Genomic DNA, 20,690 nt, shown 5'->3' on the forward strand with positions numbered 1-20,690 from the left:
GTCGGGCGACGTGGGCGGGGGCCGGCGGTTCCGGCTGGACCTGGACGAGCTGCGGGACGCCGTCACCGACCGGACGCGGCTGCTGCTGATCAACACGCCGCACAACCCGACCGGGACGGTCCTCACCCGCGAGGAGCTGACGGCGATCGCCGAGCTGGCGGTGGAGCGGGACCTGCTGGTGGTGACGGACGAGGTCTACGAGCACCTGGTCTTCGACGACGCCGAGCACCTGCCGCTGGCGTCGTTCCCGGGGATGCGGGAGCGGACGGTCACCATCGGGTCGGCGGGCAAGACGTTCTCGTTCACCGGGTGGAAGGTGGGCTGGGTCAAGGCATTTTCACCTGCCTATTGGACGCTGGTCGCGTGAACGCCTTGCCGGGCATCGGCCAGGATGGTCTCCGAAGGATCGACGGATACCCGGGTGAGGACGGTGGAGACATGAGCGGCAGGCCGCTGCTGAACCGCAGGCTGGACGGACTCGGGACGACGATCTTCGCGGAGATGTCGGCACTGGCTACAGCGACGGGCGCGATCAACTTGGGCCAGGGCTTCCCGGACACGGACGGGCCGGAGTCAGTACGGGAAGCGGCCGTACGAGCGCTACGGGACGGACGCGGCAATCAGTACCCGCCGGGACCGGGCATCCCGGAGCTGCGCCAGGCGATCGCCGACCACCAGCGACGTTTCTACGACCTGAGCCTCGACCCCGACACAGAAGTCCTGGTCACCGCAGGGGCAACCGAGGCGATCGCCGCAGCCATGCTCGCCCTCCTCGAACCGGGAGACGAGGTGATCGCCTTCGAGCCCTTCTACGACTCCTACGCGGCCTGCATCGCGATGGCCGGCGCGAAGCGCGTACCGCTCACCCTGCGCGCCCCGTCCTTCCGCCCGGACCTGGACGAACTACGGGCCAAGATCACCCCGCGGACCCGCCTCCTTCTCCTCAACACCCCCCACAATCCGACCGGGATGGTCCTCACCGCCGAAGAGCAGAGTGCCATCGCCGCACTCGCCGTCGAACACGACCTGCTCGTGGTCACCGACGAGGTGTACGAGCACTTGGTCTACGAAGGCACGCACCGCCCCATCGCGGCCCTGCCGGGCATGCGTGAGCGCACCGTCTCCATCTCCTCCGCCGGCAAGACCTTCTCCTTCACCGGTTGGAAAGTTGGCTGGGTCATGGCTGACGGCCCGCTCGTCTCCGCCGTCCGGACGGCCAAGCAGTACCTGACTTACGTCAGTGCGGGCCCCTTCCAGTACGCGATCGCCGAGGCGCTGCGCCTGCCGGACTCGTACTTCGACGGCTTCCACGCCGACCTCCGCCGCAAGCGCGACCTGCTCGGCAACGGCCTCCGCGCCGCCGGGTTCGAGGTCTACCAACCCCAGGGCACGTACTTCATCACCACCGACATCACCCCCTTCGGCGAGAAGGACGCCTACGCCTTCTGCCGCACCCTCCCCGAACGCTGCGGCGTCGTCGCCATCCCCAACTCCGTCTTCTACGACGACCCCGACGCCGGCCGCAGCCAGGTGCGCTTCACCTTCTGCAAGAGGGACGACGTTCTCGACGAGGCTGCCAGTCGGCTGCGACACCTGGCGTCCTGAACTCACGCCCTCTTCGTCCCGAATGAGGTTCGGGCGGGATTGATGCCGGGCGGTTTGGCGTTTTGCCTGCTCAGGGCGTTGGAGTGGAGTGGTCTCGGGCTGTCTGGACGGGGCTTGGGGGCGGGTTGGCTCCCAGGTGACTCCTCCCCCTCGTGAACGAGGGGGAGGAGTCACGCCGTATTCGCCCCGTGAATGCCGCCGCCAGCCTCGATTCTCTTGGTCCCCGGCAAGCTCTACTCCAGCACGGAGAGGAGCCCGCCCCACTTGCCCATATCTGGGGCGGGGAGCCCCCAGTCACGGTACGGGCACCCGTGGCCGTCGCACGTGCCCCCGAGGAGCGATTGGACGCCAGCGGCAAGGAGCTCGGCCGCCAACCTCTGGGGCGGGAGCAGAGCCATCGGGGGCCCGGCGAGCTCCGTACGTTCCAAGACGAGCCGGTCACGGGTGAGGAAAACGTGAGCGCCAACGGCCTGAGCCTCAAGTACCAAGTCGCGGTCGGCGCCATGAGGAGGGCCGGTCACTTCACCAACGGGAGTGGGCAACGGTCCGTGCGACGGCGCAGGCACGGACCAGTTTCCCACCTGGAACGCCAAGCTGTCCGCTAGCGCGTTGATCGACGGGAGCCTGCGTTCCAGGAAGCGCTCGGTGACCTTCTTGGCGTCGGTCTTCGATCGGGGGGTCACCACGAATCGAATGTCGCGCAACAGCCACAGGTTGAGAAGGTCCGCGAGGCCGGACAGCTCGTCGGCGTAGGCGACGTCCGCCGCAACTCGATCGGGCAGCGGCTCATCGTTCATGAGCGCAGCCCCATGCTGCTGGAGGTCGATCAGGACGTTCGAGTCGACGGCGACGACCAACGGACCGTGGTAGCCGGGTGGCAGCAGACCCGGAAGGACGTGATGGCAGAAGCCCAGCCCGCCATCCTCGGTGACTTCGTGGAGCACCCCCGCAGACTACGCCGGTGCGGGAAAGCGATGTAGACCAGCCGACGCACCGACCTTGCTGGCCAGGCTCAACTACCATCTTGCGTAGGTGGGGAGTTGGCCCGGGGGATGAGAGCAGAGCTACTTAGGAGACGTCCAGAAGAACGTCTCGGTTCTCAGCTCCATGGATCGCTCGGACACCACACGTCGGCAAGGGGTTGCAACGGGGAGCAGGACTGGAACTGGGCATGAAATACGACATCGCAGCCCCTGAACCTGCAGGCATGGTCGCCTCGCTCAGCTCTCTCGGCTATTCACTGCCCGCCGCCATCGCGGATCTCGTGGACAACAGCATCTCCGCGAAGGCAGCCAACATCGACATCGAGTTCACATGGGCTGGACAGGACTCGTGGATCGCTGTTGTCGACAACGGCGAAGGGATGAGCGCGGGCGAGCTCGTGACCGCCATGACCGTGGCTGCGCGCGGTCCCACCACACCGCGTACCGCCACAGACCTGGGGCGCTTCGGCGTCGGACTCAAGTCCGCGTCGTTCTCCCAGGCCCGTCAGCTCACCGTCGCGACCGCTGTCTCCGGAGAGTGGCACGTACGCACGTGGGATCTCGACGTCGTTGAGAAGTTCGGTGAGTGGAGGCTGTTGCACGGCGCGGACGAGGCGACGGCGGACCTGCTTGACAGGATCCGCGGTAGGGCTGACCACGGCACGGTCGTTTTGTGGCAGCGGCTAAACGGATACCACGTCGACGGCGTGACCGAGGACGACGAGCGGACCCAGAAGCAGTTCTACGCAGAGGCCGCCCGCGCGGAGTCGCACTTGGGTATGGTCTTCGCCCGTTTCCTGACGGGCAGTCGACGCCGCACCATGCGTGTCTCCGGTAGCCCGGTCGAGCCCTGGGACCCCTTCCTCTCCGGTCACCCTTCCGTTCAGCCCCTCCCTGTGGAGCAACTTCCGCTTGGCACCGGCTCCGTACGAGTGGAGGCGTTCGTCCTCCCCAGCGCGCAGCGGCTCACGCCTACCGAGTACGAGAAGGCCGGCGGCCCACGCGGTTGGCTCGACCAGCAGGGGTTCTACGTGTACCGGCGGGACCGTCTGATCCTGGCTGGCGACTGGCTTGGCCAGCGCGGTGTACGCCGCGAGGAGAAGTACAACCTGGCACGGATCGCCGTGGACATCCCCGCCGAGACGGACGTCGAGTGGGGCGTCGACGTCCGTAAGTCCAGCGTTGTGCCGCCCGTCGGCCTGCGTCCCCACCTCCGCCGGATCGCTCTGCAGGCTCGGAGGAGAGCCGCCGACGTGCTGCGCCACCGCGGGCAGATCGCGGCGCGAACGCACGGTGACCCACTCCTCTACGCGTGGAACGTCCGCCGTGCGAGTGACCAGGTCACCTGCAGGATCAACCGTGGTCACCCCTTGGTGAGGGCGGCGCTACGCCCCGGCGGCGCCAGTGCAGAAGACGTGCGAGCCCTAATCCGCCTGTTGGAGGAGACCGTGCCGGTTACGGCCCTCCGTGTGATGCATGAGACGGACACCAGTGACGACCCCGAGCCCTTCGGCGGTCCGGGACCTGCCGACGCCGGCGCGACGGAGGTCGCACAACGGATCTACGAGGCGATGGTCTCCGACGGTCGTTCGCCCGCAGCTGCCCGGGAGCGACTCCGGACCATGCCCCCCTTCGACCAAATGCAGGGCTTCTGGAGCGGGTGAGCCCGTTGTCAGTAGTCACCCCTACCCTGCCCGATACCGTCCCCGTTCAGCTGGAGGTCAGCTGTGAGTTCCACCCCTGAGGACTCCTTCGAGTCCCTTGCCAAAGCCAGGCGCCTGGTTCTCGCACTGCTGTCCCAGGACCGTCAGCCGACTCCGGAAGAGGTGCAGAACGCCGTCACCGTCATCTTCGGGATGTTGGCCGGCCAAGGGGAGGTTGTCGATCGAGACCAGCTGGCCAAGGAGATCGAGGCCATAACCGCTGTTTTCCAGGAGGGCTCCTCCGGTCTGGAGAGCGACAGGGGACACGAGCCGTGGCTGCCGGAGGCGAAGAACGACCGCGAATGGGACTTCTGGGAGCGCTACCGTCGCTACCTCGAGGACGTCCGTAGCCTGCCCCCGGTAGTCGTGCGTCGGCTGGACCAGAGCACGGACGAGGTCCTGAGCCAGCTGGAGGACCCGCGCCGCATCGGCTCCTGGCGCCGTACCGGCCTTGTGATCGGTCAGGTTCAGTCGGGCAAGACAGGGCAGTACATCGGGCTCGCCGCGAAGGCCGTGGACGCGGGATACCAGTTCGTGGTGGTCCTGGCCGGAATCCACAACGACCTCCGCAGCCAGACGCAGCTGCGTGTCGACGAGGGCCTCCTGGGTTTCGACACACAGCACCAGCAGCGGTCCAACCAGAACGGGAAGTCCCGTCTCATGGGTGCTGGGCGGATGCCCGGCGCCAAGAGGCTCGACATCGCGTCGCCCACGAACAGCTCCGAGAAGGGCGACTTCGGTCGTCAGGCGGCCAACGCGGTCAACTTCCCCCTCGGCCGGTTCCCGGTCGTCCTCGTCGTGAAGAAGCACTGGAAGATCCTCGAGTACCTCCGTACGTGGGTGACGGAGGTACAAGGCGCCGAGGATGAGACCGGCCGCAAGGTCGTGCGTGACATCCCGCTCTTCGTCATCGACGACGAGGCCGACAACGCCTCCATCAACACCAAGCGGGACCCTGACGCGGATCCGACGAAGACCAACGCCGCGATCCGAGACCTCATGCAGAGTTTCGAGAAGTCGGCCTACGTCGGGTACACCGCGACGCCGTACGCCAACATCTACATCGATCCCGATGTGGATCACGCCGCCCTCGGCGCCGACCTCTTCCCCGACAGCTTCATCCGGACGCTGCCCTCACCGTCCAACTACCTCGGTCCGGAGCGGGTCTTCGGACTCCAGGTCGACAACGACGACGAGGACGACGTGCCCCCGTTGCCGCTCGTGCGTCCCGTGGACGACGACGAGAGCTGGGTTCCGAGCAAGCACAAGTCCGCCTTCGTCCCGTCCGACGACCTACCCCAGTCCCTGCGTGAGGCGATCGCCTCGTTCGTGCTCTCGTGTGCCGCTCGCAGGGCGCGGGGGCAGACGAAGGTGCACAACTCCATGCTGGTGCACGTCACCCGCTTCACCGCGGTCCAGGGGATCGTTCGTGACCAAGTGGCCGACCATCTGGGCCTTCTCGTGGACTCGCTCCGTGACCGGTACGGGCAGGCTCCGGAGCGGATGGCAGAGCTCCGAGCCCTGTGGGAGCGCGACTTCGTCCCCACCACGGACCACTTCCCCGCGGACGAGGCCGAGCCCTTGACCTGGGAGGAGGTGGCCCCACAGGTCATGCCGGCCCTGCGCAAGATCGTGGTCAAGACGGTGAACGGCGCCTCACGTGACGCTCTCGACTACTACGAGCACCGTAGGACCGGTCTCTCCGTCATCGCCATCGGAGGTCAGAAACTCTCCCGAGGACTCACTCTGGAAGGGCTGACCGTCAGCTACTACCTGCGTACGTCCAACACCTACGACACCCTGCTGCAGATGGGCCGGTGGTTCGGATTCCGCCCGGGGTACGAGGACCTGTGCCGTCTCTACACGACGTCCGACCTCCAGGCCAAGTACGTCGAGGTGACCGCCGCGACCGACGAACTTCGCCGTGAGGTGGAGGAAATGGCCGCGCTCAACCTCACCCCAAGGAACTTCGGGCTGAAGGTACGTGCCTCCTCGCTCGGCCTCGCGATCACAGCCACCAACAAGATGCGCCAGGGTACGAAGGTCATGCTCAGTTACTCCGGCGAGGGCCCGGAGACCGTGATCTTCAACCTTGCTCAGAAGACCGTTGACCAAAACCTCAAGGCACTCGAGGACTTCGTCCAGCGGCTCGACGGCGTCGCGGCGGCCGAGTCGAAGGTTCCGGGCGGCAATGTCGCGTGGAAGTCAGTGCCTTCCGAGGTGATCGCCGACTTCCTCTCCAGCTACGAGACCGACCGCATGGCGCAGCGCGTCCGTCCCAGGTTCATCGCGAAGTACATCGACCAGTGCGTGGCAGTGGGCGAACTGCCTGAGTGGACGGTGCACCTGGTCGGCAAGTCCGCGGCACAGGATCCGCAGAACGTCGCCGGACACACCATCGGGCCGGTGACCCGCGCGGCGATCAACCCCGGTTTCAGGACGGAGGGGCGCTACACGATCCGCCGGGTACTCAGCCCGCCTGACGAGTACCTCGACCTCGAACCGGCCCAGGTGAAGGCCGCTCTCGACGCCACGCAGATGGCCGCGGCGATGAAGAAGAAGGAGAAGGTTCCCCAGACCCCCTCGGGCGAGCACCTGCGCTGGCAGAGGAGGCCCGACCAGGCCCTGCTGCTGATCTACCTGATCGAGCGGCCGGCGGCCTCTCCGGACGGTGAGGCAGAGCCGCCTCTGGTGGGCTTCAAGGTGAGCTTCCCCCGCTCCGAGCACCAGTCCGACACGGAGTACGTCGTCAACACCATCTGGCAGCAGGAGGGCCTCGACGCCTTCGACGACGAGGAGGGCGGGGAGTGACCGTCACCGAGGCCGAGTGGCGTGACCTGGAGACCCCCCAGAGCACGCCCGGTAGGTCCCGGCTTCGGCTGCACCCGAACGCTCCTCTGGACGTCTTCCTGTCCGTCACCCACCCTGGTCACCAACGCATGTTGGTCCTCAGGACCGACGCCCGCTCCGCGGACCACATCGTGCGCTCGGTGGGGCGGCTGCCGCGTGCGGCCGGACTGGAGATGAACCTGAGCGCGGTGTCGCGGCTCGAGTACGAACTCCAGGTGGTCCTGACCGCGAACGAACTGCGTGAGGTTTTCAACCCGCTCGTCACCGACGTTGCCGACACCGTCAGGGACGCCCCCGAGGCCGCTGCCGCCCTGACCGCCGCCGTGGACAGGTTCGAGCGGTGGCAGGACCTCCTTCGCTCCGTAGGTAGGGACGGCCTGGCTCCCGAGGCGCGCCGCGGCCTCGTGGGCGAGCTCCTCGTACTCCGAGAGCACGTCCTGCCCGCCGTCGACCCGGCTGATGCCGTGGAGGCGTGGACTGGTCCGAGCGGAGCCAACCAGGACTTCCAGCTATCCGAGGTGGCGATCGAGGCGAAGGCCAGCACCGCCAAGCGTCCGCGTAGCATCCGTATCGCCAGCGAGCGGCAGCTGGACGGCACCGGCACGCCCTCGCTGCTGCTGGCACTGGCGATGCTCGACGAACGGCGTGGTGGATCGGGTGAGAGCCTGAACCGGCTGGTCGAACGTATACGCGAGCGGCTCACCAGCTCCGCTGACCGGGCTCAGTTCGATGGGCGTCTCGTCCAAGCCGGATACCTTCCCGGACAGCGAGACATGTACGACGAGCCCCGCTACACCCTTCGCGACCTGCACTTCTGGCATGTGCGGGGGGATTTTCCGAGAATCGTCGAAGCGGATCTCGCCGCAGGTGTCGGCGAGTGCACTTACCACGTGAGTACCTCGGGGCTGGATCAGTACCGCGCCACGACTGACGAGGTGACCGAATTGATCGGGGGCTTGCATGCCTGAGCTCGACCTGTCCGAGTACTCCCGCGATCTCGTGGCAGATGTCCAGGCGACCGCCGACGCTGAGGGAACCAACCCCGCGGAGGCGTTCACCCGCCGAGTCTTCGAAGACCTGGAGCAGGCGGGCATCGCTTCCAACACCTTCACCGCTTACCACAAGGCGCAAGGGCATCTGGTCCACGGATACGGCATCGGGGAGTCCGGGGAGTGCCTCGACCTGTTCGTCACGGACTTCACCCTGGGCCCCTCGGAGTCCAAGCTCACGAAGAGCCAGACCGAGACGGCCTTCAAGCGGCTGCTGACGTTCGTAAAACGGTGCCGGGACGGGCTGCGTCAGCACATCGACGAATCGTTCGACGTCTACGACATGTGCGCGGCGGTCGAGAAGGCCCTCACCGAGGTACAGAGGATCCGGCTCTTCCTCCTCAGCAACCGTGTCGGCACCAGCACCGTGGTTCCGCCCACCGACTTCGACGGTCTCCCCGTGACCCACGAGGTGTGGGACCTGGCGCGACTGCACCGCCATGCGACGTCCGGCAGCATCAGCGAGCCCATCGTGGTCTCCTTCGAACCTCCGCTGCCGTGCGTCTCCGCGCCCAGCAGCGAGTCGGACCACTCGGTGGCCATGGCGGTCATCCCGGGGCGGAGACTGGCCGAGCTGTACGGGGAGTACGGCACCCGACTCCTCGAACTCAACGTCCGCTCGTTCCTGCAGGCCCGTGGCTCGGTGAACCGGGGAATCAGGGAGACGCTCCTGAGTGCGCCCGGCAGGTTCCTGGCGTACAACAACGGCATCACGGCGACCGCCTCGCAGGTCGACTTCGTGCACGGCCCGGACGGACAGCCGACAGGCATTTCCCGTGTTCACGGACTCCAAGTGGTGAACGGTGGCCAGACGACGGCGTCGCTGCACTACGCGCAGAGCCGCGACAAGGCGGATCTCTCGCATGTGTCGGTACAGATGAAACTGACGGAGGTGTCCCCCGAGCGGCTCGCGGAGATCGTCCCGATGATCTCCGAGTACTCGAACACACAGAACCGGGTGACGCTGGTCGACTTCAGTTCGAATCACGAGTACCACGTGGCCGTCCAGCGGATCACGCGATCCCTTTGGGCGTCGGCGACCGACGGGAGCGGTCAGGAGACTCACTGGTTCTACGAGCGTGCACGCGGCCAGTACACCGACGAGGTGGCCAAGGCCCGGACCCCTGCGAAGCAGCGCACCTTCAAGAAGCTCAACCCTACGAGGCAGAAGTTCACGAAGGCGGACCTCGCCAAGTACGTCAACTCCTGGAATCACCTTCCGTTCCAGGTCAGTCGTGGAGCGCAGAAGAATTTTGCGGCGTTCATGGTCCGCATCGACGAGGCGCCCCCTCACGTCGACGTGCAGTACTGCCAACGCGTGATCGCGATGGCTGTTCTGTTCAAAGCGGTCGACCGCATCGCGGCGACCCACGAGGCAGGCAGTTACAAGAGCATGATCACGACCTACACGGTGGCACGCCTGTCCCTCGCCACGGATCGGCGCATCGACCTCGACCGGATCTGGCGTGAACAGCGGATCTCGCCGGCTCTCGAAGACGCGATCGACGATCTGTGCCCCCGGGTCATGGCGGTGGTGACCAATCCACGCGAAGGTAACCACGTCGGCGAATGGGCCAAGAAGCCCAGCTGTTGGGACGCGGTCTCCAGGGTTCGCTGGACCGTCCCCCGCGACCTGCAGTCGGAGCTCCGCGAGCATCCCTTGGACGAGGAGGCGCTGGCGGGCGGCACCGAAGGAGACGAAGGGGCCAGGGATGAGGTGACGATGGTCCCCGCGGACGAGTGGTACGCGCTCGAGCGGTGGGCCAAGGAGACCCACAACCTCGTACCCGCACAGCGTCAGCTGGCCCAGTACGTCGGAAGGCGTCTCGAACTCGACCAAGAGGTCCCCGAGCCGCAGGCGGTGCAGGCCCTGCACGCTCGCAACGAGGCCCTGTCCCTCGGGTTCACCCCCGGGGCGTAGACGACACCCCACCGACGGTCAGAGCTGCCCCCGCTCGATCAGGTCCCTCATCGCGTCCTCGGCGCGGCGGAGCACGATCCGTCCGTCTCCGTCACTGAACGCGATGAGCGCGGCCTCCGGCGCGATGCCCGCCTCCGCGAGCAGGCTCATGGGGAGTTCGATCCGGCCCTGGCTGTCGATCCGGAGTTCAGATGGTTCCCTAAGCATGGGAAGAGTGTGGCACCCCTCCCTACGCCCAGATTGGCCGACGGCGGGACAACGAACATGGCAACGGGAGGCGACACGGCGGGCACCGGTTGGGTCAGTACCGAGAAGAGCGGTCACCTGCGCGGGCGGCGCGTACGTGACACCGCTCCGGAGGTCGCTCTGCGACGCGCCGTGCATCGGCTCGGGCTGAGGTTCCGACTTCAGCGCCGGGTGGCGGCCCGCTGCAGAGCGGACTTCGTCCTGCCCAGGTACCGCGTCGCCGTCTTCGTCGACGGGTGCTTCTGGCATGGCTGCCCAGTACACGGGCCTGCGGACTTCCGAGGCCCGAACGCCCCGCTGTGGAGGGACAAGATCGAGACGAACAGAGCGCGGGACCGCCGCAACACGAAGGCGGCCGAGTCAGAGGACTGGACCGTGGTCCGCGTTTGGGAGTGCGAGATCCGCACCGATGTCGAGCAGGCCGCGCTCAGGGTGTACGAAGCCTGCACAGGGCAGCCCTCTTGATCGCCGTCTTCCAGCCCGCTCCCCCTACGTCGAGGTCTGTTTCCTCTCTCCGCGCTCCCTGACCTGTGATTCCCCGTTGCCCTTTGTGGTCACTGAGACGTCTGATGCGTCGGACTTCCGCTTGCAGTGTTTACTCAGCGGACATTCGGAGCACATCGGTTCACGCGCGCTGCAGACGGTGTTGCTGATGAGACGCAGCGCCGCCATGCGGAGCGGTGCGTCCTCGCCCCCGGCGCCCACGAGCCTTACCAGGTTGACCCGGCCGTCACTGAGTCTGTTCGTGCGGTCCGCGTCGCTGTCGTTCAGACGTGCGGCAACGCGTAGCGCCCCTTGGCCCACCCAGAGGAGGTCCTCGCCCACCAGCAGGCGATAGAGCGACGCTTCGGCCGGCTTGAGGGCGAGGTGCTTGGGAATCTCAAGACGCCTGTTCTCCTGCCAGGCGGCTGAGTCATCGACGAGCGGAGCAAGGCGTTCCAGCCGTGTCCTGATCTTCTCGGAGGGGGCCGCTTCCAAGAGGTTCTGGAACGCCTTGGACGTGAGGGTCTTGCGCCATCTCACGTCCCTCAGGATCTCGTCCAGTCGGGCTGCCGACGGTTTGGCGCCGGAGAGAAGCGCAATCACGGCTGCCGCGAGCTGCGACATCTGCTCGCCGGGGAGGTGGCACCAGTCGTCGCCGTTCCGCCTCTCCCGGGCCCAGGCCACCAGCTCCTCCCTGACCTGCCGCCAATGCGGCTGTAGTCCTCCGAGCTGTGCCTGCACGCCTTCCACGGGCGCGAGTGCCTCGGCTGCTGCCTTGCCCAGCAGCGGTGGCACCGCGTTTCCGATCTGCCGGAAGGCGTCGCTACGGGTGCCGGCGAACCGGAACCAGTCCGGGAACGTCTGCACCCGGGCCGCCTCACGCACAGTGAGTGTTCGGGGCTCGTCCGGGTGGATGTACCAGTAGCCGTCCTTGGCGATATGCGCAGTGATGGAACGGCTGCGCTCGCCCCAGGCCAGCTTCTTGTACTTGTCCGTGAAGTTCTCGGCACTGTAGCGACGGAACTCCTCCGGAATATCCGAGTACAGGGTCTTGGAGTCCATGTGCTCGGAGAAGATCTTCCAGTCGTCGTCTCGGACCCGGCGCGTCATGTGGTCCCAGACAAGCCCCTCCGGGGCGCCCTTACGCATCATCTCCACGAAGGCGGAGGGAGCCTCTGGCATGCGGTAGGGCATCTCTCGTTCGCCGACGCGTTTCCTGGGCTGCGGATCGAGGCCGGGAAGGTCGCCGATCGCCTCACGGAGGTTGGTGAAGCCGTCCTGCTTCGGCTGCCAGTCGAAGCGCTCGACGTCGTTCCTCGCGAGCAGGATCAGGCGCTTCCGGTGCTGCGGAACACCGTAGTGCCAGGCGTCGACAAGGCGGACCTGCGTGGCGTACCCAAGATCCTCCAGGTGCTGCTCGATCGTGCGCACCACGAAGAAGTCGTCTCCAAGCCCCATGTCTGGCACGTTCTCCATGAGGATGGCCCGGGGCCTGACACGCGTGACAACGTCCACGTAGGCGCGCCACAGTTCCTTGCGAAGATCTTCCGGGTCCCGCTTGTGGTTCGTCACAAGATCCCGGATCTTGCTGCGTCCGGCGCGGCTGAAGGGCTGGCAGGGAGGCCCGCCTGCGATCAGGTCGATGTCAGCAGTCTTCAGGAGCTCAACCAAGCGGTCACGCTCGTCAGGGTTACCGAGGTCCATGTGGAGACTCATGCCGGGAAAGTTCGCCGCATGGGTCTCCAGAGCTCGCTCGTCGAAGTCGACGGCAGCCGCGACCGTCCAACCCGCCTGCTTCACGCCGTAGCTCAGACCACCGGCTCCGGAGAAAAGGTCGACGGCGAGCCGCTTGCCCTTACCGTGGGTCTTCAGCCATTTCCGGAAGTCCTCCGGAGAGCAGCTCTCCTCGTGCCGTTCGAGCGGAAGGTAGTCGCTCCGCTCCAGGGGTACGCCGTACTTCCCCTTCTCCACAGCACAACCTCCAACACGCACGAGACGAACGAGCACCAGGAGATCACGGACACGCTCGCGGAAGCAACAATTCCGACGAGGTCGAGCCTCCCGAACACCCGGCATCCACCTGGCTCGATCCGCCAGCGGGCTTCATGATCGGTAAGGTTCGCCCACTGTGTCTTCGAGATGATGTTTCTGGCACACCCTTGAAATGATCGATCGTACGGGATGCCACTGACAGCTCGATCAGGGGCCTCGCGCACAACCATCCCGTTCCGCCCGCTATGCCCCAACGAATCCGCCCGCCAGAAGGCACACCCGAGTGAGCCATTTCCCTGGTTGGCGCCGCTCTGGAGCGGTTTTCAGCCAATCCTGAGCAAGGATGTCCTCAGCCGCACGGCTACGCACGGGCCGTGATCCGCAACGTCGATAGGATCTGCCTCCTCCCGCCGCGCTGAGGGCTGGACCGGAACGGACCGAAAGTGGGGCCCAGTTGGATTCGGAGGGCACGGAAGCGTATCTCCGGCCGCGCGCGCGGTTGATGAGCACCTTGGGCGAGGAACTGATCAGCAACGAGCGTGTGGCGCTCACCGAACTGGTGAAGAACTCCTACGACGCTGATGCCAGCCTCGTACTGATCCGCTTCAACCCACCGCTCGAGGAGGGCCAAGGCTCGATCGAAGTATGGGACGACGGGCACGGTATGTCCCCGGACACGGTGCGCGGTACCTGGATGGAGATCGCCACTCCGCACAGGCACCGGAACCACCGCAGCGAGTCGGGCGGGCGGCGTGTGCTCGGAGCCAAGGGCATCGGTCGGTTCGCAGCCGCCCGCTTGGCCCATGTCACCACCATCACGACGCGACGTGTCAACGAGCCAGAGGTCACCCTCCGGATCAACTGGGGCAACTTCACGCAGGGTGACGCCTACCTGGACGAGGTTCCGGTCACCTGGTCCACAGCCTCGCCGTCCGTCTTCGCCGTGGGCGGCGAGGCGGAGCGGAACTTCGCCGAGGTCGTCAGGGGGTTCCAGACAGCTTCGGCCGGCGCGTCGGTTGGTCACGGAACCGTAGCCCGACTCGAGAAGCTACGGATGCCCTGGGGGCCCGACGCCGTCGAGGCCCTCAAGCGCTCCCTGTCACGGCTCCTGCCCCCGCCGCCTCCCGCTGAGTTGTCGGTGCCGGACCAGCCGGAGTTCGCCATCTACGTAGACACCCCTGACGGTCCGCTCCGCCACCACGCCGGCTTCGTGGCTGCCAGCGAGACATTGGCCCACCCGCTCTACCGGCTCGTTGGCACTGTGGACGCCGTAGGGAACGCACACCTGGCCATCTACGCCAGCGGGGACGAGCCCGTGGAGGTCGTCGAGGAGAACCTCCGGAAGGACTCGGACAGGCCGTCCTGCGGACCACTGAAGCTGGACTTCCGTGTATGGGACCTGGAGAAGTCGGCGCTGGAGCCCCTCTTCCACATCGACACCGGGTCGAAGAACCTCACCGAGGTGCGAAAGCTCATCCGGGACAACAGTGGCGTGGCCCTGTACCGGGACGGGTTCCGTGTTCAGCCATTCGGCGAACCGGGCTACGACTGGCTCGGGTTCGACCAGCGACGTGTCAACAACCCGACGATGCGACTGTCCAACAATCAGGTCGCCGGATTCGTCTACCTCTCGGCGGACGAGAACCCGGGCCTCCAGGACCGGTCGCACCGGGAAGGGCTGATCGACAGTCCGGAGTACGAGGAACTGAAGACGGTCATACTGCAGGCGATCTCGAAACTCGAGATCCAGCGCTACAAGTTGCGCCGCCCGGAATCCGCGGTGAAGACGAGGAGCCAACTCCTGGTCAGCCCGCCCCAAGCGGGAGGCCACGGAGTCTTCCAGAGCTTCAACTTGGATCCGCTACGGCAGGTCGCCACCGAACGGTATCCGGACGATGTCGTCCTGGGACGCGCCATCGAGGAAGCCACGGCGACGATCAACGAAGGTGTGCGCAAGGTCCAGGAGATCATCTCCCAGTTCTCCCGGCTCGCGACGCTGGGCACGCTCGTCGACGTCGTGCTCCACGACGGCCGGACCGCACTGGCCCGCATCGCATTCGACCTTCGTCGACTCAGGAAGATCACGGGGAAGGTCGAGGCCCACGACACGGACCTATCCGGCGCGCTCGGAGAGCTGCACACGGATTTCACCGCGCAGGAGAGGGCTCTCGACCGGCTGTTCACCCGCATCGAGCCCCTCAGCGGTCGGCAGCGTGGGCGTCCCCGCGAACTCTCGCTTCACCAGAGCATCTCCGAAGCTGTCGCCGTGCTGGAATCCGAGATCGCCAAGCACGGTGTGATCGTGACCATCGGCGGGGAGGACGTGACGGTGACGGCCGAGCCGGGTGACATCAGGACGCTCGTGCTCAATCTCGTGAACAACGCGGTGTACTGGCTGTCAACGACGCCCAGCGGGACGGAACGCGAGATCCTTATCGAGACCGAGCGCGCCCAGGAGGGCGAAGCCGACGTGGTGGACATCACGGTCAGCGACAGCGGGCCCGGGGTGCGCGAGGAGATCAAGGACCTGATCTTCGACACCTACTTCAGTGACAAGCCGGACGGTATCGGTCTCGGCCTCAGCATCGCAGGCAGCGTCGTGAAGGACTTCTACGACGGTGACCTGTGGCTGGTAAGTCCCGGCGCCCTCTCCGGCGCGAGTTTTCGGGCACGACTGCGAAGGAGAGTTGGGTGACGACGCCGGACGTTGCGTACCGCGTACTCATCGTCGATGACGACGCCAAGATGACCGAGGACCTCCAGGAACTCCTCACCGACGAGCTCACGGACCTGGGGGGTATCGAGTTCGAGGTCGAGCAGGACTTCGCCAGCGCGGAGGAGCGACTGAACCACGAGGACTTCGACTTGGTCATCCTCGATGTCCGGGATGCCGCTGACGGCAGCCCGTCCGCGGACATAGAAGGACGCGGACGTGAGCTCTACAAGAAGATCGCCAGCGTCAGGTGGGTACCAGTGGTCTTCTTCACCGGCGTCCCTCAGCAGGTGCGTGCCTTGGAGAAGCCTCCTCTCATCCGTGTGGTGACGAAGAACGCTTTGGACGACATCGCCCCTGCGGTCCGAGAAGGGCTGCTTTCAGGCGTGCCGGCGTTGACGCGTCGCATCTCCGGTCTGGTCGAGCGCCAGGTCCGCGATTTCATGCGCGACGTCGTTGCACCGCATTGGACCGAGATGGCGGCCGCCGACCCGAACGAGATCGCTCCCGTCATCGTCAATCGCCTCGCGGCCTGGCTCAGGGAGAACGGCCTCCGCGAGCTGGATCGCGTCGTGGACGGCGACCTCGTCGCAATAACAGGGCGGTCCGCGGCAGCACGTGTCTATCTGATGCCTCCTGTGACCCACCACCTCACGGCGACCGACCTCCTCGTCGATCCCCAAGGCGGTTGGTGGCTGGTCATCACCCCAGCGTGTGACCTCTACGAGGACCATCCGGACGCGAAGGTTGAGAAGCCTCGCAAGGCGAAGGTCCAGTACGTACACCTGGCCAAGGCGGACCGCGTGTTCACCGACGACGGGGACGGCTCTGAGTCCCCGCCCATCACCGCTTGGCTGTCGAGCGCCAAGAGCAACAAGGATAAGGGCCCCGCTCAGCGTGCCTTCAGGGTCGATGACAACCGCTACCGTGCACTCCCTCGCTATCTCGACGTCCCGGACCTGGTGATCGACTTCGAGAACGTCAGATCGGTATCGCTTGATGAGGCACGGGGTTGGAAGAGGGTCGCGACGCTGGACAGCCCCTTTTCTGAATCAATGCTGATTGCGTACAGCCGATCCGTCGGTCGCATCGGGACGCCGGACCTCAGTTTCGACGACGTACAGGTGCGGCTTGGGCTCGCGAAGCCGAAATCCGAGCCTGTTCCCATTCAACCGTCCTCCAGTCCGCCGAACGGCGCGGTGCTCAACCCCTGAGTTCCGTACCGTAGGGAGTTGCGCTAGACCGAGTGCCCCGTTCCGACCGTCATGGACAGGGCGCCGGTTCCCCGTCCGCTGTCAGCGCTGTGAGACATGATTGGAGGCATGGTTCCTTCGTCGATTAGGAGTTGTCCGTGATCCCAGTTGTGGACATAGAGGTTGACCCCACGTTTCCAGCCGGCGTGGCACTCGGTCTGCCCCCCGAGGATGAGATCGATGAAGAGGGGTACGGCTTCTTTCGGGGCGTCTGGGACATCGGCGCCGTGAGCCACGAGGAAGCCGTCACCATGGTCAAAGAGGAACGGCTCCTTGCCAGCCTGGTCGACCTCGCCGCGTCAGCTCACACTGACTTCGAGGCAATCGCCAGCGCCTTGGAGGCAAACGACCCGGACTGCCTGCCAGCAGGCTTTGCCGCCGAGCATCCCCAGAGCGAGATAGCCGAACTTGTCGGGGGAGGCTATGACGCCGAACCGCTCCTCGGCTCCTTGGAGCTTGGCGTCGCGGGTCTCTCGTACGCCCTCACATCCGTTGGCTGCTTCACTGCAGCAAGCTGCCGGAGTCACCTGTCCCATCACTCATGGTCTGAACGTCCCATCGTCTACTTCGCAGCGGAGCGCCCGACCGTCCACTGGCTGACACCGTTGGTTCGCGACACCGGGTGCGGATTCGGGGATGGCAGCGGCCACGGACGGTTGTTGTTCGTGGAAGCGCCGTCGATCGCGAACTTCATGGACTTGGCCGACCGGATAGTCAGTCAGGTGGAGCGACAGTCACCTCGCGGGTGAGTAGTTGTTGTTGTGCCGAACCTGAGCTTGTTGTTTTGATCTCCGCGCACGAGCCGCGTTCGGCACGCGGAGGTCAAGAAACAAGATGAGACGCCCAACACGCTTTCCAAATGATCGTCTGGGTGTCCAGCGGATGCCGGGGCGTTCTGACCTGGTGCGTAGCGTTCGCGGTGGCCCGGTCCGGAGGGGGGAGGCCGTAGGTGTCATCGGCTGAGGACGCGAAGCGACGCAAGGCTCCACTCCCGGACCTTCGCCCAGGGCTCGGCAAGATACGGCCCTCACATCGCGCCAGCCGCGAGCGACGTGTGCCCGGGAATCTCCTCGGCCACCAGCCACGCGGAGAACCCGGCTTCTAACAGCGCCACGCCGGTCGCGAGACCCGAGACGCCTGCGCCCACGACGACCGTCACGACTCCCTCCTCACGCCACAGTTCTCCGCTCAGCCCCGACGCTCACCGATTGCCCCGCTGGCGATTCCGCCAACCAGCGCGCGCATCGCCGTCTTCGGGAAGAACAACGGCCCACGGCTGATGTCCTTGGAGTCGCGCACTGCGGCACGCTCGCCCAATTCGGCAACTTCCAAGCAGTCGTTCGCGCCCCCGCTGTACGAGCTCTTCCACCAGCGCGCGCGTGCGAGGTCGACATCGTGCGGTGCGGCCGTGCTGGGCGTGCTCACTCTTCGAGCTCCTTGCTGATGCGTGCGATGCGGGTGCGGGTCTCCGACGGGTCGAGGGCGGTGTCCCGCAACTGGTCGAAGATCTCTGAGTAGTTGTCCACGTCATCCGGGGACTCGAAATACACGGAGTTCTTGGGATTCTCCAGCCACACCAGGTCCGGCGTGGGGGGCGGGAAGGTCAGGATGACGAACGGGCCGTACAGCCCGGGATGCGCGCCGAGGGAGAACGGCAACAGCTGCACGGTGACGTTTGGCCGCTCGCTCGCCTCCGCCAACTTCCGCATCTGGTCGCGCATCACCGCATCGGAGCCGACCGTCCTGCGCAGCACGGCTTCGTCGAGGATCGCCAAGAGTCTGGTGGGGGCCTGGCCACCCAAGCGGCTGTTCTGCCGCTCCATGCGGACCCTGACCAGAGACTCGACCTGCGGCGGGGACAGGTCCTTCCTCATCTGGGAGATCACGGCACGGGCGTAGTCCTCGGTCTGGAGCAGCCCCGGCACGAGCATCGGCTGGTAGCTGGCGAGGTGCGTCGCGCCGGCCTCCAGCGCTAGGTACCCGTCGTAACGGGTCGGGGTGAGCACTGTGGAGTACTTCCGCCACCAGGGCTTCTGCTGCTCCTTGTCCGCTCGCACGAGGTCGAGCACGTCGGCGCGCCGGTCCTCATCCTTCACGCCGTACAAGTCCAGCAGTGCCCGGACGAGGACCGGCGTCGTACCGCGTTCGCCGTTCTCGATCCGGCTCAGCGACCCCTGGTTGACCTCCAGTTGGTCGGCGACCTCGGTGAGGGTGAGTCCGGTCGCATCACGCAGTTCCTTCAGCCGTGCCGCGAGCTGTCGCCGGTACACCGACTGCGGGACCAGGCTTCTCTTCAAGGCCATGCCGGAAGTCTCTCCGTACCGGCGACACCTCTACAACCCATACGGGTCAACTTCACCAGACATATTGCCTAGTTGATGGTTACGTCGGCATGCTGTCAGGAGTCGCGGCGCGCGCTGGTACGGGCGTGCGCCGCAGCCGACCGATGGGCGAGTAGGCCACGACCTCGCTACCGGCACGCGCCTGCGTCGATCCTGCACGCCGTACCAGGAGGGTGGGCCATGCCACGGACAACGCTGCTTCGGCAGCTGCTCCAGCAACGGCACCTGACGACGCACGAGGCTTTCGCCGCCCAGTACGAGCGGGCCGCCGCCCGGCTGGCAGAGCTCGACCGAGACCCCCGCCTGGCGTCCCTCCAGGTCTCTCCACGTCAGTTCGACCGCTGGTACGGCGGGGAGTTGCTGACTCTGCCCCGTCCTGACGCCTGCCGAGTTCTGGAGCACATGCTGGGCAGACCCGTGTCCGAGCTGTTCTCCACGGCGTACAACGGCGACTCCGCGCACGACAGCGTCGAGGAACCGCGCACGCGCCAGCAGGTGACGAGTCCTGCTCCGCCACGCGAGGACGACGAGAACCCGCTGGACATCGTCACCCGGACCCGGCAGCTCACGGCCAGCAACGCCGACGACGCGACGCTCGCCTTCCTCGACTTTTCCCTGGAGAGCATCGCCAGCCAGTACGAACAGGACGGGCCGTACGTCCTCCGCCCCCAGGCCCGCCAGGTGCGGCAGCTCGCCCACACCCTCCTCGACGGCCGCCAGCCCCCACGCACGCGCCGGGAGCTCTTCCGCCTCGCCGCCCGCGCCTCCGGCCTGCTCGGCTACATGGCGGTGAACACGGGCGACTTCGCTCTCTCGGAGGCGTACTGCACCGAAGCCCGGGATCTCAGCCGTGCGATCGGCGACCTGGACACCGACCTCTGGGCGTGCGGCACCCTCTCCTTCAGCCTCTACTACGCCGGCCGGTACGACGATGCGGACGCCTGCGCCGCCGCAGCCGTCGAGCGAGCCCCGCGCCACGCCCAGTCCATTCGCCTACTCGCCAACGGCCGGGCCCGGGCCCTCGGCAAGACCGGCGACCGGCGTGCCGTCGAGCAGACCATCGGACAGGCACTCCGCCTCTCCGACCTCTACGAGGTACCCGTCGGGCTGACCTCATGCATCTCCTTCGAGCCGTACGGACGGGCCCGAACGCTGGCCAACGCCGTCACGTCACACGTTGCGCTGCGCAACACGGCGCAGGTACTGCGCGACGCCGAGCACATCGACGATCTGGTGGAGCACTCGGCCTCCTCCTGGAGCCGTTCGCTCGTACGCCTCGACGTCGCCACCGCGCTGCTGCAGCAGCGCACGCCCGACATCGACCACGCGATGGCGCTGGGCCGTGAGGCCCTGCGACTGTGCAGAGACACACCGATCAGCTCCGTCTACCAACGCTCCCGCGACCTGAACGAGCAGGCCGGGCCGTGGCGTGAACACCCGGCGGTACGCGATTATGGCGACGAGTTCCGGACCTGGAGCTCGCAGCCAGCCGCCCTGGCTATGGCGTCACCCGCGTCGTAGGCGCCGTGGGTGACGCCATGCTCCGGGGC

Annotated in this window: 16 protein-coding genes and 1 pseudogene; 11 read left to right on the forward strand and 6 right to left on the reverse strand. The window is 66.3% G+C overall.

The features are described from left to right. Nucleotides 1–334: pseudogene (locus tag P1P70_RS03800) on the forward strand (aminotransferase class I/II-fold pyridoxal phosphate-dependent enzyme); the annotation flags it as partial. A 104-nt stretch (nt 335–438) separates the two neighbouring features. Continuing rightward, entirely contained in the window at nt 439–1,605 is a 1,167-nt protein-coding gene (locus P1P70_RS03805; RefSeq protein WP_319234565.1) for a pyridoxal phosphate-dependent aminotransferase, read from the forward strand. A gap of 233 nt (nt 1,606–1,838) precedes the next feature. Here the strand turns inward: P1P70_RS03805 and P1P70_RS03810 are convergent, their stop codons facing one another. After that, nucleotides 1,839–2,549, reverse strand: a complete 711-nt coding sequence (locus P1P70_RS03810; RefSeq protein WP_319234567.1) for a hypothetical protein — start codon at nt 2,547–2,549, stop codon at nt 1,839–1,841. Between the two features lie 227 nt (nt 2,550–2,776). On the opposite strand from P1P70_RS03810, the gene P1P70_RS03815 reads away from it, so the two are divergent. The 4 genes from P1P70_RS03815 to P1P70_RS03830 all read left to right on the forward strand — a co-directional run bounded on the left by P1P70_RS03815 (nt 2,777) and on the right by P1P70_RS03830 (nt 10,111). After that, a complete protein-coding gene (locus P1P70_RS03815) occupies nt 2,777–4,252 on the forward strand; it encodes an ATP-binding protein (RefSeq protein ID WP_319234568.1) in 1,476 nt (491 codons plus the stop codon). Between the two features lie 63 nt (nt 4,253–4,315). Then, nucleotides 4,316–7,102 carry a Z1 domain-containing protein gene (locus tag P1P70_RS03820; RefSeq protein WP_319234570.1) on the forward strand — a complete coding sequence of 929 codons (2,787 nt, stop codon included), beginning with the start codon at nt 4,316–4,318 and terminating at the stop codon, nt 7,100–7,102. Continuing rightward, nucleotides 7,099–8,109: a PD-(D/E)XK motif protein gene (locus P1P70_RS03825; RefSeq protein WP_319234572.1), complete on the forward strand. Its 1,011-nt coding sequence runs from the start codon at nt 7,099–7,101 to the stop codon at nt 8,107–8,109. Before P1P70_RS03820 ends, P1P70_RS03825 begins: the two co-directional genes overlap by 4 nt. After that, nucleotides 8,102–10,111 (forward strand): AIPR family protein, encoded by a 2,010-nt coding sequence (locus P1P70_RS03830; RefSeq protein ID WP_319234574.1) that lies wholly within the window; start codon nt 8,102–8,104, stop codon nt 10,109–10,111. The genes P1P70_RS03825 and P1P70_RS03830 overlap by 8 nt, the downstream gene beginning before the upstream one ends. Nucleotides 10,112–10,129: 18 nt before the next feature. Here the strand turns inward: P1P70_RS03830 and P1P70_RS03835 are convergent, their stop codons facing one another. Then, complete coding sequence (locus tag P1P70_RS03835) at nt 10,130–10,318, reverse strand: hypothetical protein (protein ID WP_145809442.1); 189 nt, start codon at nt 10,316–10,318, stop codon at nt 10,130–10,132. A gap of 57 nt (nt 10,319–10,375) precedes the next feature. Between P1P70_RS03835 and P1P70_RS03840 the strand changes: the two genes are divergently transcribed. Beyond that, nucleotides 10,376–10,822, forward strand: coding sequence for a very short patch repair endonuclease (locus P1P70_RS03840; RefSeq protein ID WP_319234577.1), 447 nt, complete (start codon nt 10,376–10,378; stop codon nt 10,820–10,822). Between the two features lie 24 nt (nt 10,823–10,846). Here the strand turns inward: P1P70_RS03840 and dcm are convergent, their stop codons facing one another. Beyond that, nucleotides 10,847–12,811, reverse strand: a complete 1,965-nt coding sequence (gene dcm / locus P1P70_RS03845) for a DNA (cytosine-5-)-methyltransferase (protein ID WP_319234579.1) — start codon at nt 12,809–12,811, stop codon at nt 10,847–10,849. Between the two features lie 523 nt (nt 12,812–13,334). On the opposite strand from dcm, the gene P1P70_RS03850 reads away from it, so the two are divergent. From P1P70_RS03850 to P1P70_RS03860, 3 genes are all read left to right on the forward strand, one after another. Beyond that, nucleotides 13,335–15,527, forward strand: a complete 2,193-nt coding sequence (locus tag P1P70_RS03850; RefSeq protein WP_319234580.1) for a sensor histidine kinase — start codon at nt 13,335–13,337, stop codon at nt 15,525–15,527. After that, nucleotides 15,524–16,759, forward strand: a complete 1,236-nt coding sequence (locus tag P1P70_RS03855) for a hypothetical protein (protein ID WP_319234582.1) — start codon at nt 15,524–15,526, stop codon at nt 16,757–16,759. Before P1P70_RS03850 ends, P1P70_RS03855 begins: the two co-directional genes overlap by 4 nt. 137 nt (nt 16,760–16,896) lie before the next feature. Further along, nucleotides 16,897–17,547, forward strand: coding sequence for a hypothetical protein (locus tag P1P70_RS03860; protein ID WP_319234584.1), 651 nt, complete (start codon nt 16,897–16,899; stop codon nt 17,545–17,547). A 278-nt stretch (nt 17,548–17,825) separates the two neighbouring features. Here the strand turns inward: P1P70_RS03860 and P1P70_RS03865 are convergent, their stop codons facing one another. Genes P1P70_RS03865 through P1P70_RS03875 form a run of 3 tightly spaced genes read right to left on the reverse strand, consistent with a single transcriptional unit; the run spans nt 17,826 to nt 19,101 of the window. Then, the gene (locus tag P1P70_RS03865; RefSeq protein WP_413471414.1) at nt 17,826–17,957 is read right to left on the reverse strand and encodes a hypothetical protein; all 132 of its coding nucleotides are present in this window, start codon (nt 17,955–17,957) and stop codon (nt 17,826–17,828) included. A gap of 29 nt (nt 17,958–17,986) precedes the next feature. Beyond that, nucleotides 17,987–18,223 (reverse strand): DUF397 domain-containing protein, encoded by a 237-nt coding sequence (locus P1P70_RS03870; RefSeq protein ID WP_319234585.1) that lies wholly within the window; start codon nt 18,221–18,223, stop codon nt 17,987–17,989. Continuing rightward, nucleotides 18,220–19,101 (reverse strand): helix-turn-helix transcriptional regulator, encoded by an 882-nt coding sequence (locus tag P1P70_RS03875; RefSeq protein WP_319234587.1) that lies wholly within the window; start codon nt 19,099–19,101, stop codon nt 18,220–18,222. The genes P1P70_RS03870 and P1P70_RS03875 overlap by 4 nt, the downstream gene beginning before the upstream one ends. A gap of 219 nt (nt 19,102–19,320) precedes the next feature. Between P1P70_RS03875 and P1P70_RS03880 the strand changes: the two genes are divergently transcribed. Further along, nucleotides 19,321–20,661 carry a hypothetical protein gene (locus P1P70_RS03880; protein WP_319234589.1) on the forward strand — a complete coding sequence of 447 codons (1,341 nt, stop codon included), beginning with the start codon at nt 19,321–19,323 and terminating at the stop codon, nt 20,659–20,661. Nucleotides 20,662–20,690 lie beyond the last annotated feature (29 nt).

It is taken from the genome of Streptomyces sp. MB09-02B, from assembly GCF_033794485.1.
Classification (GTDB): Bacteria; Actinomycetota; Actinomycetes; order Streptomycetales; family Streptomycetaceae; genus Streptomyces.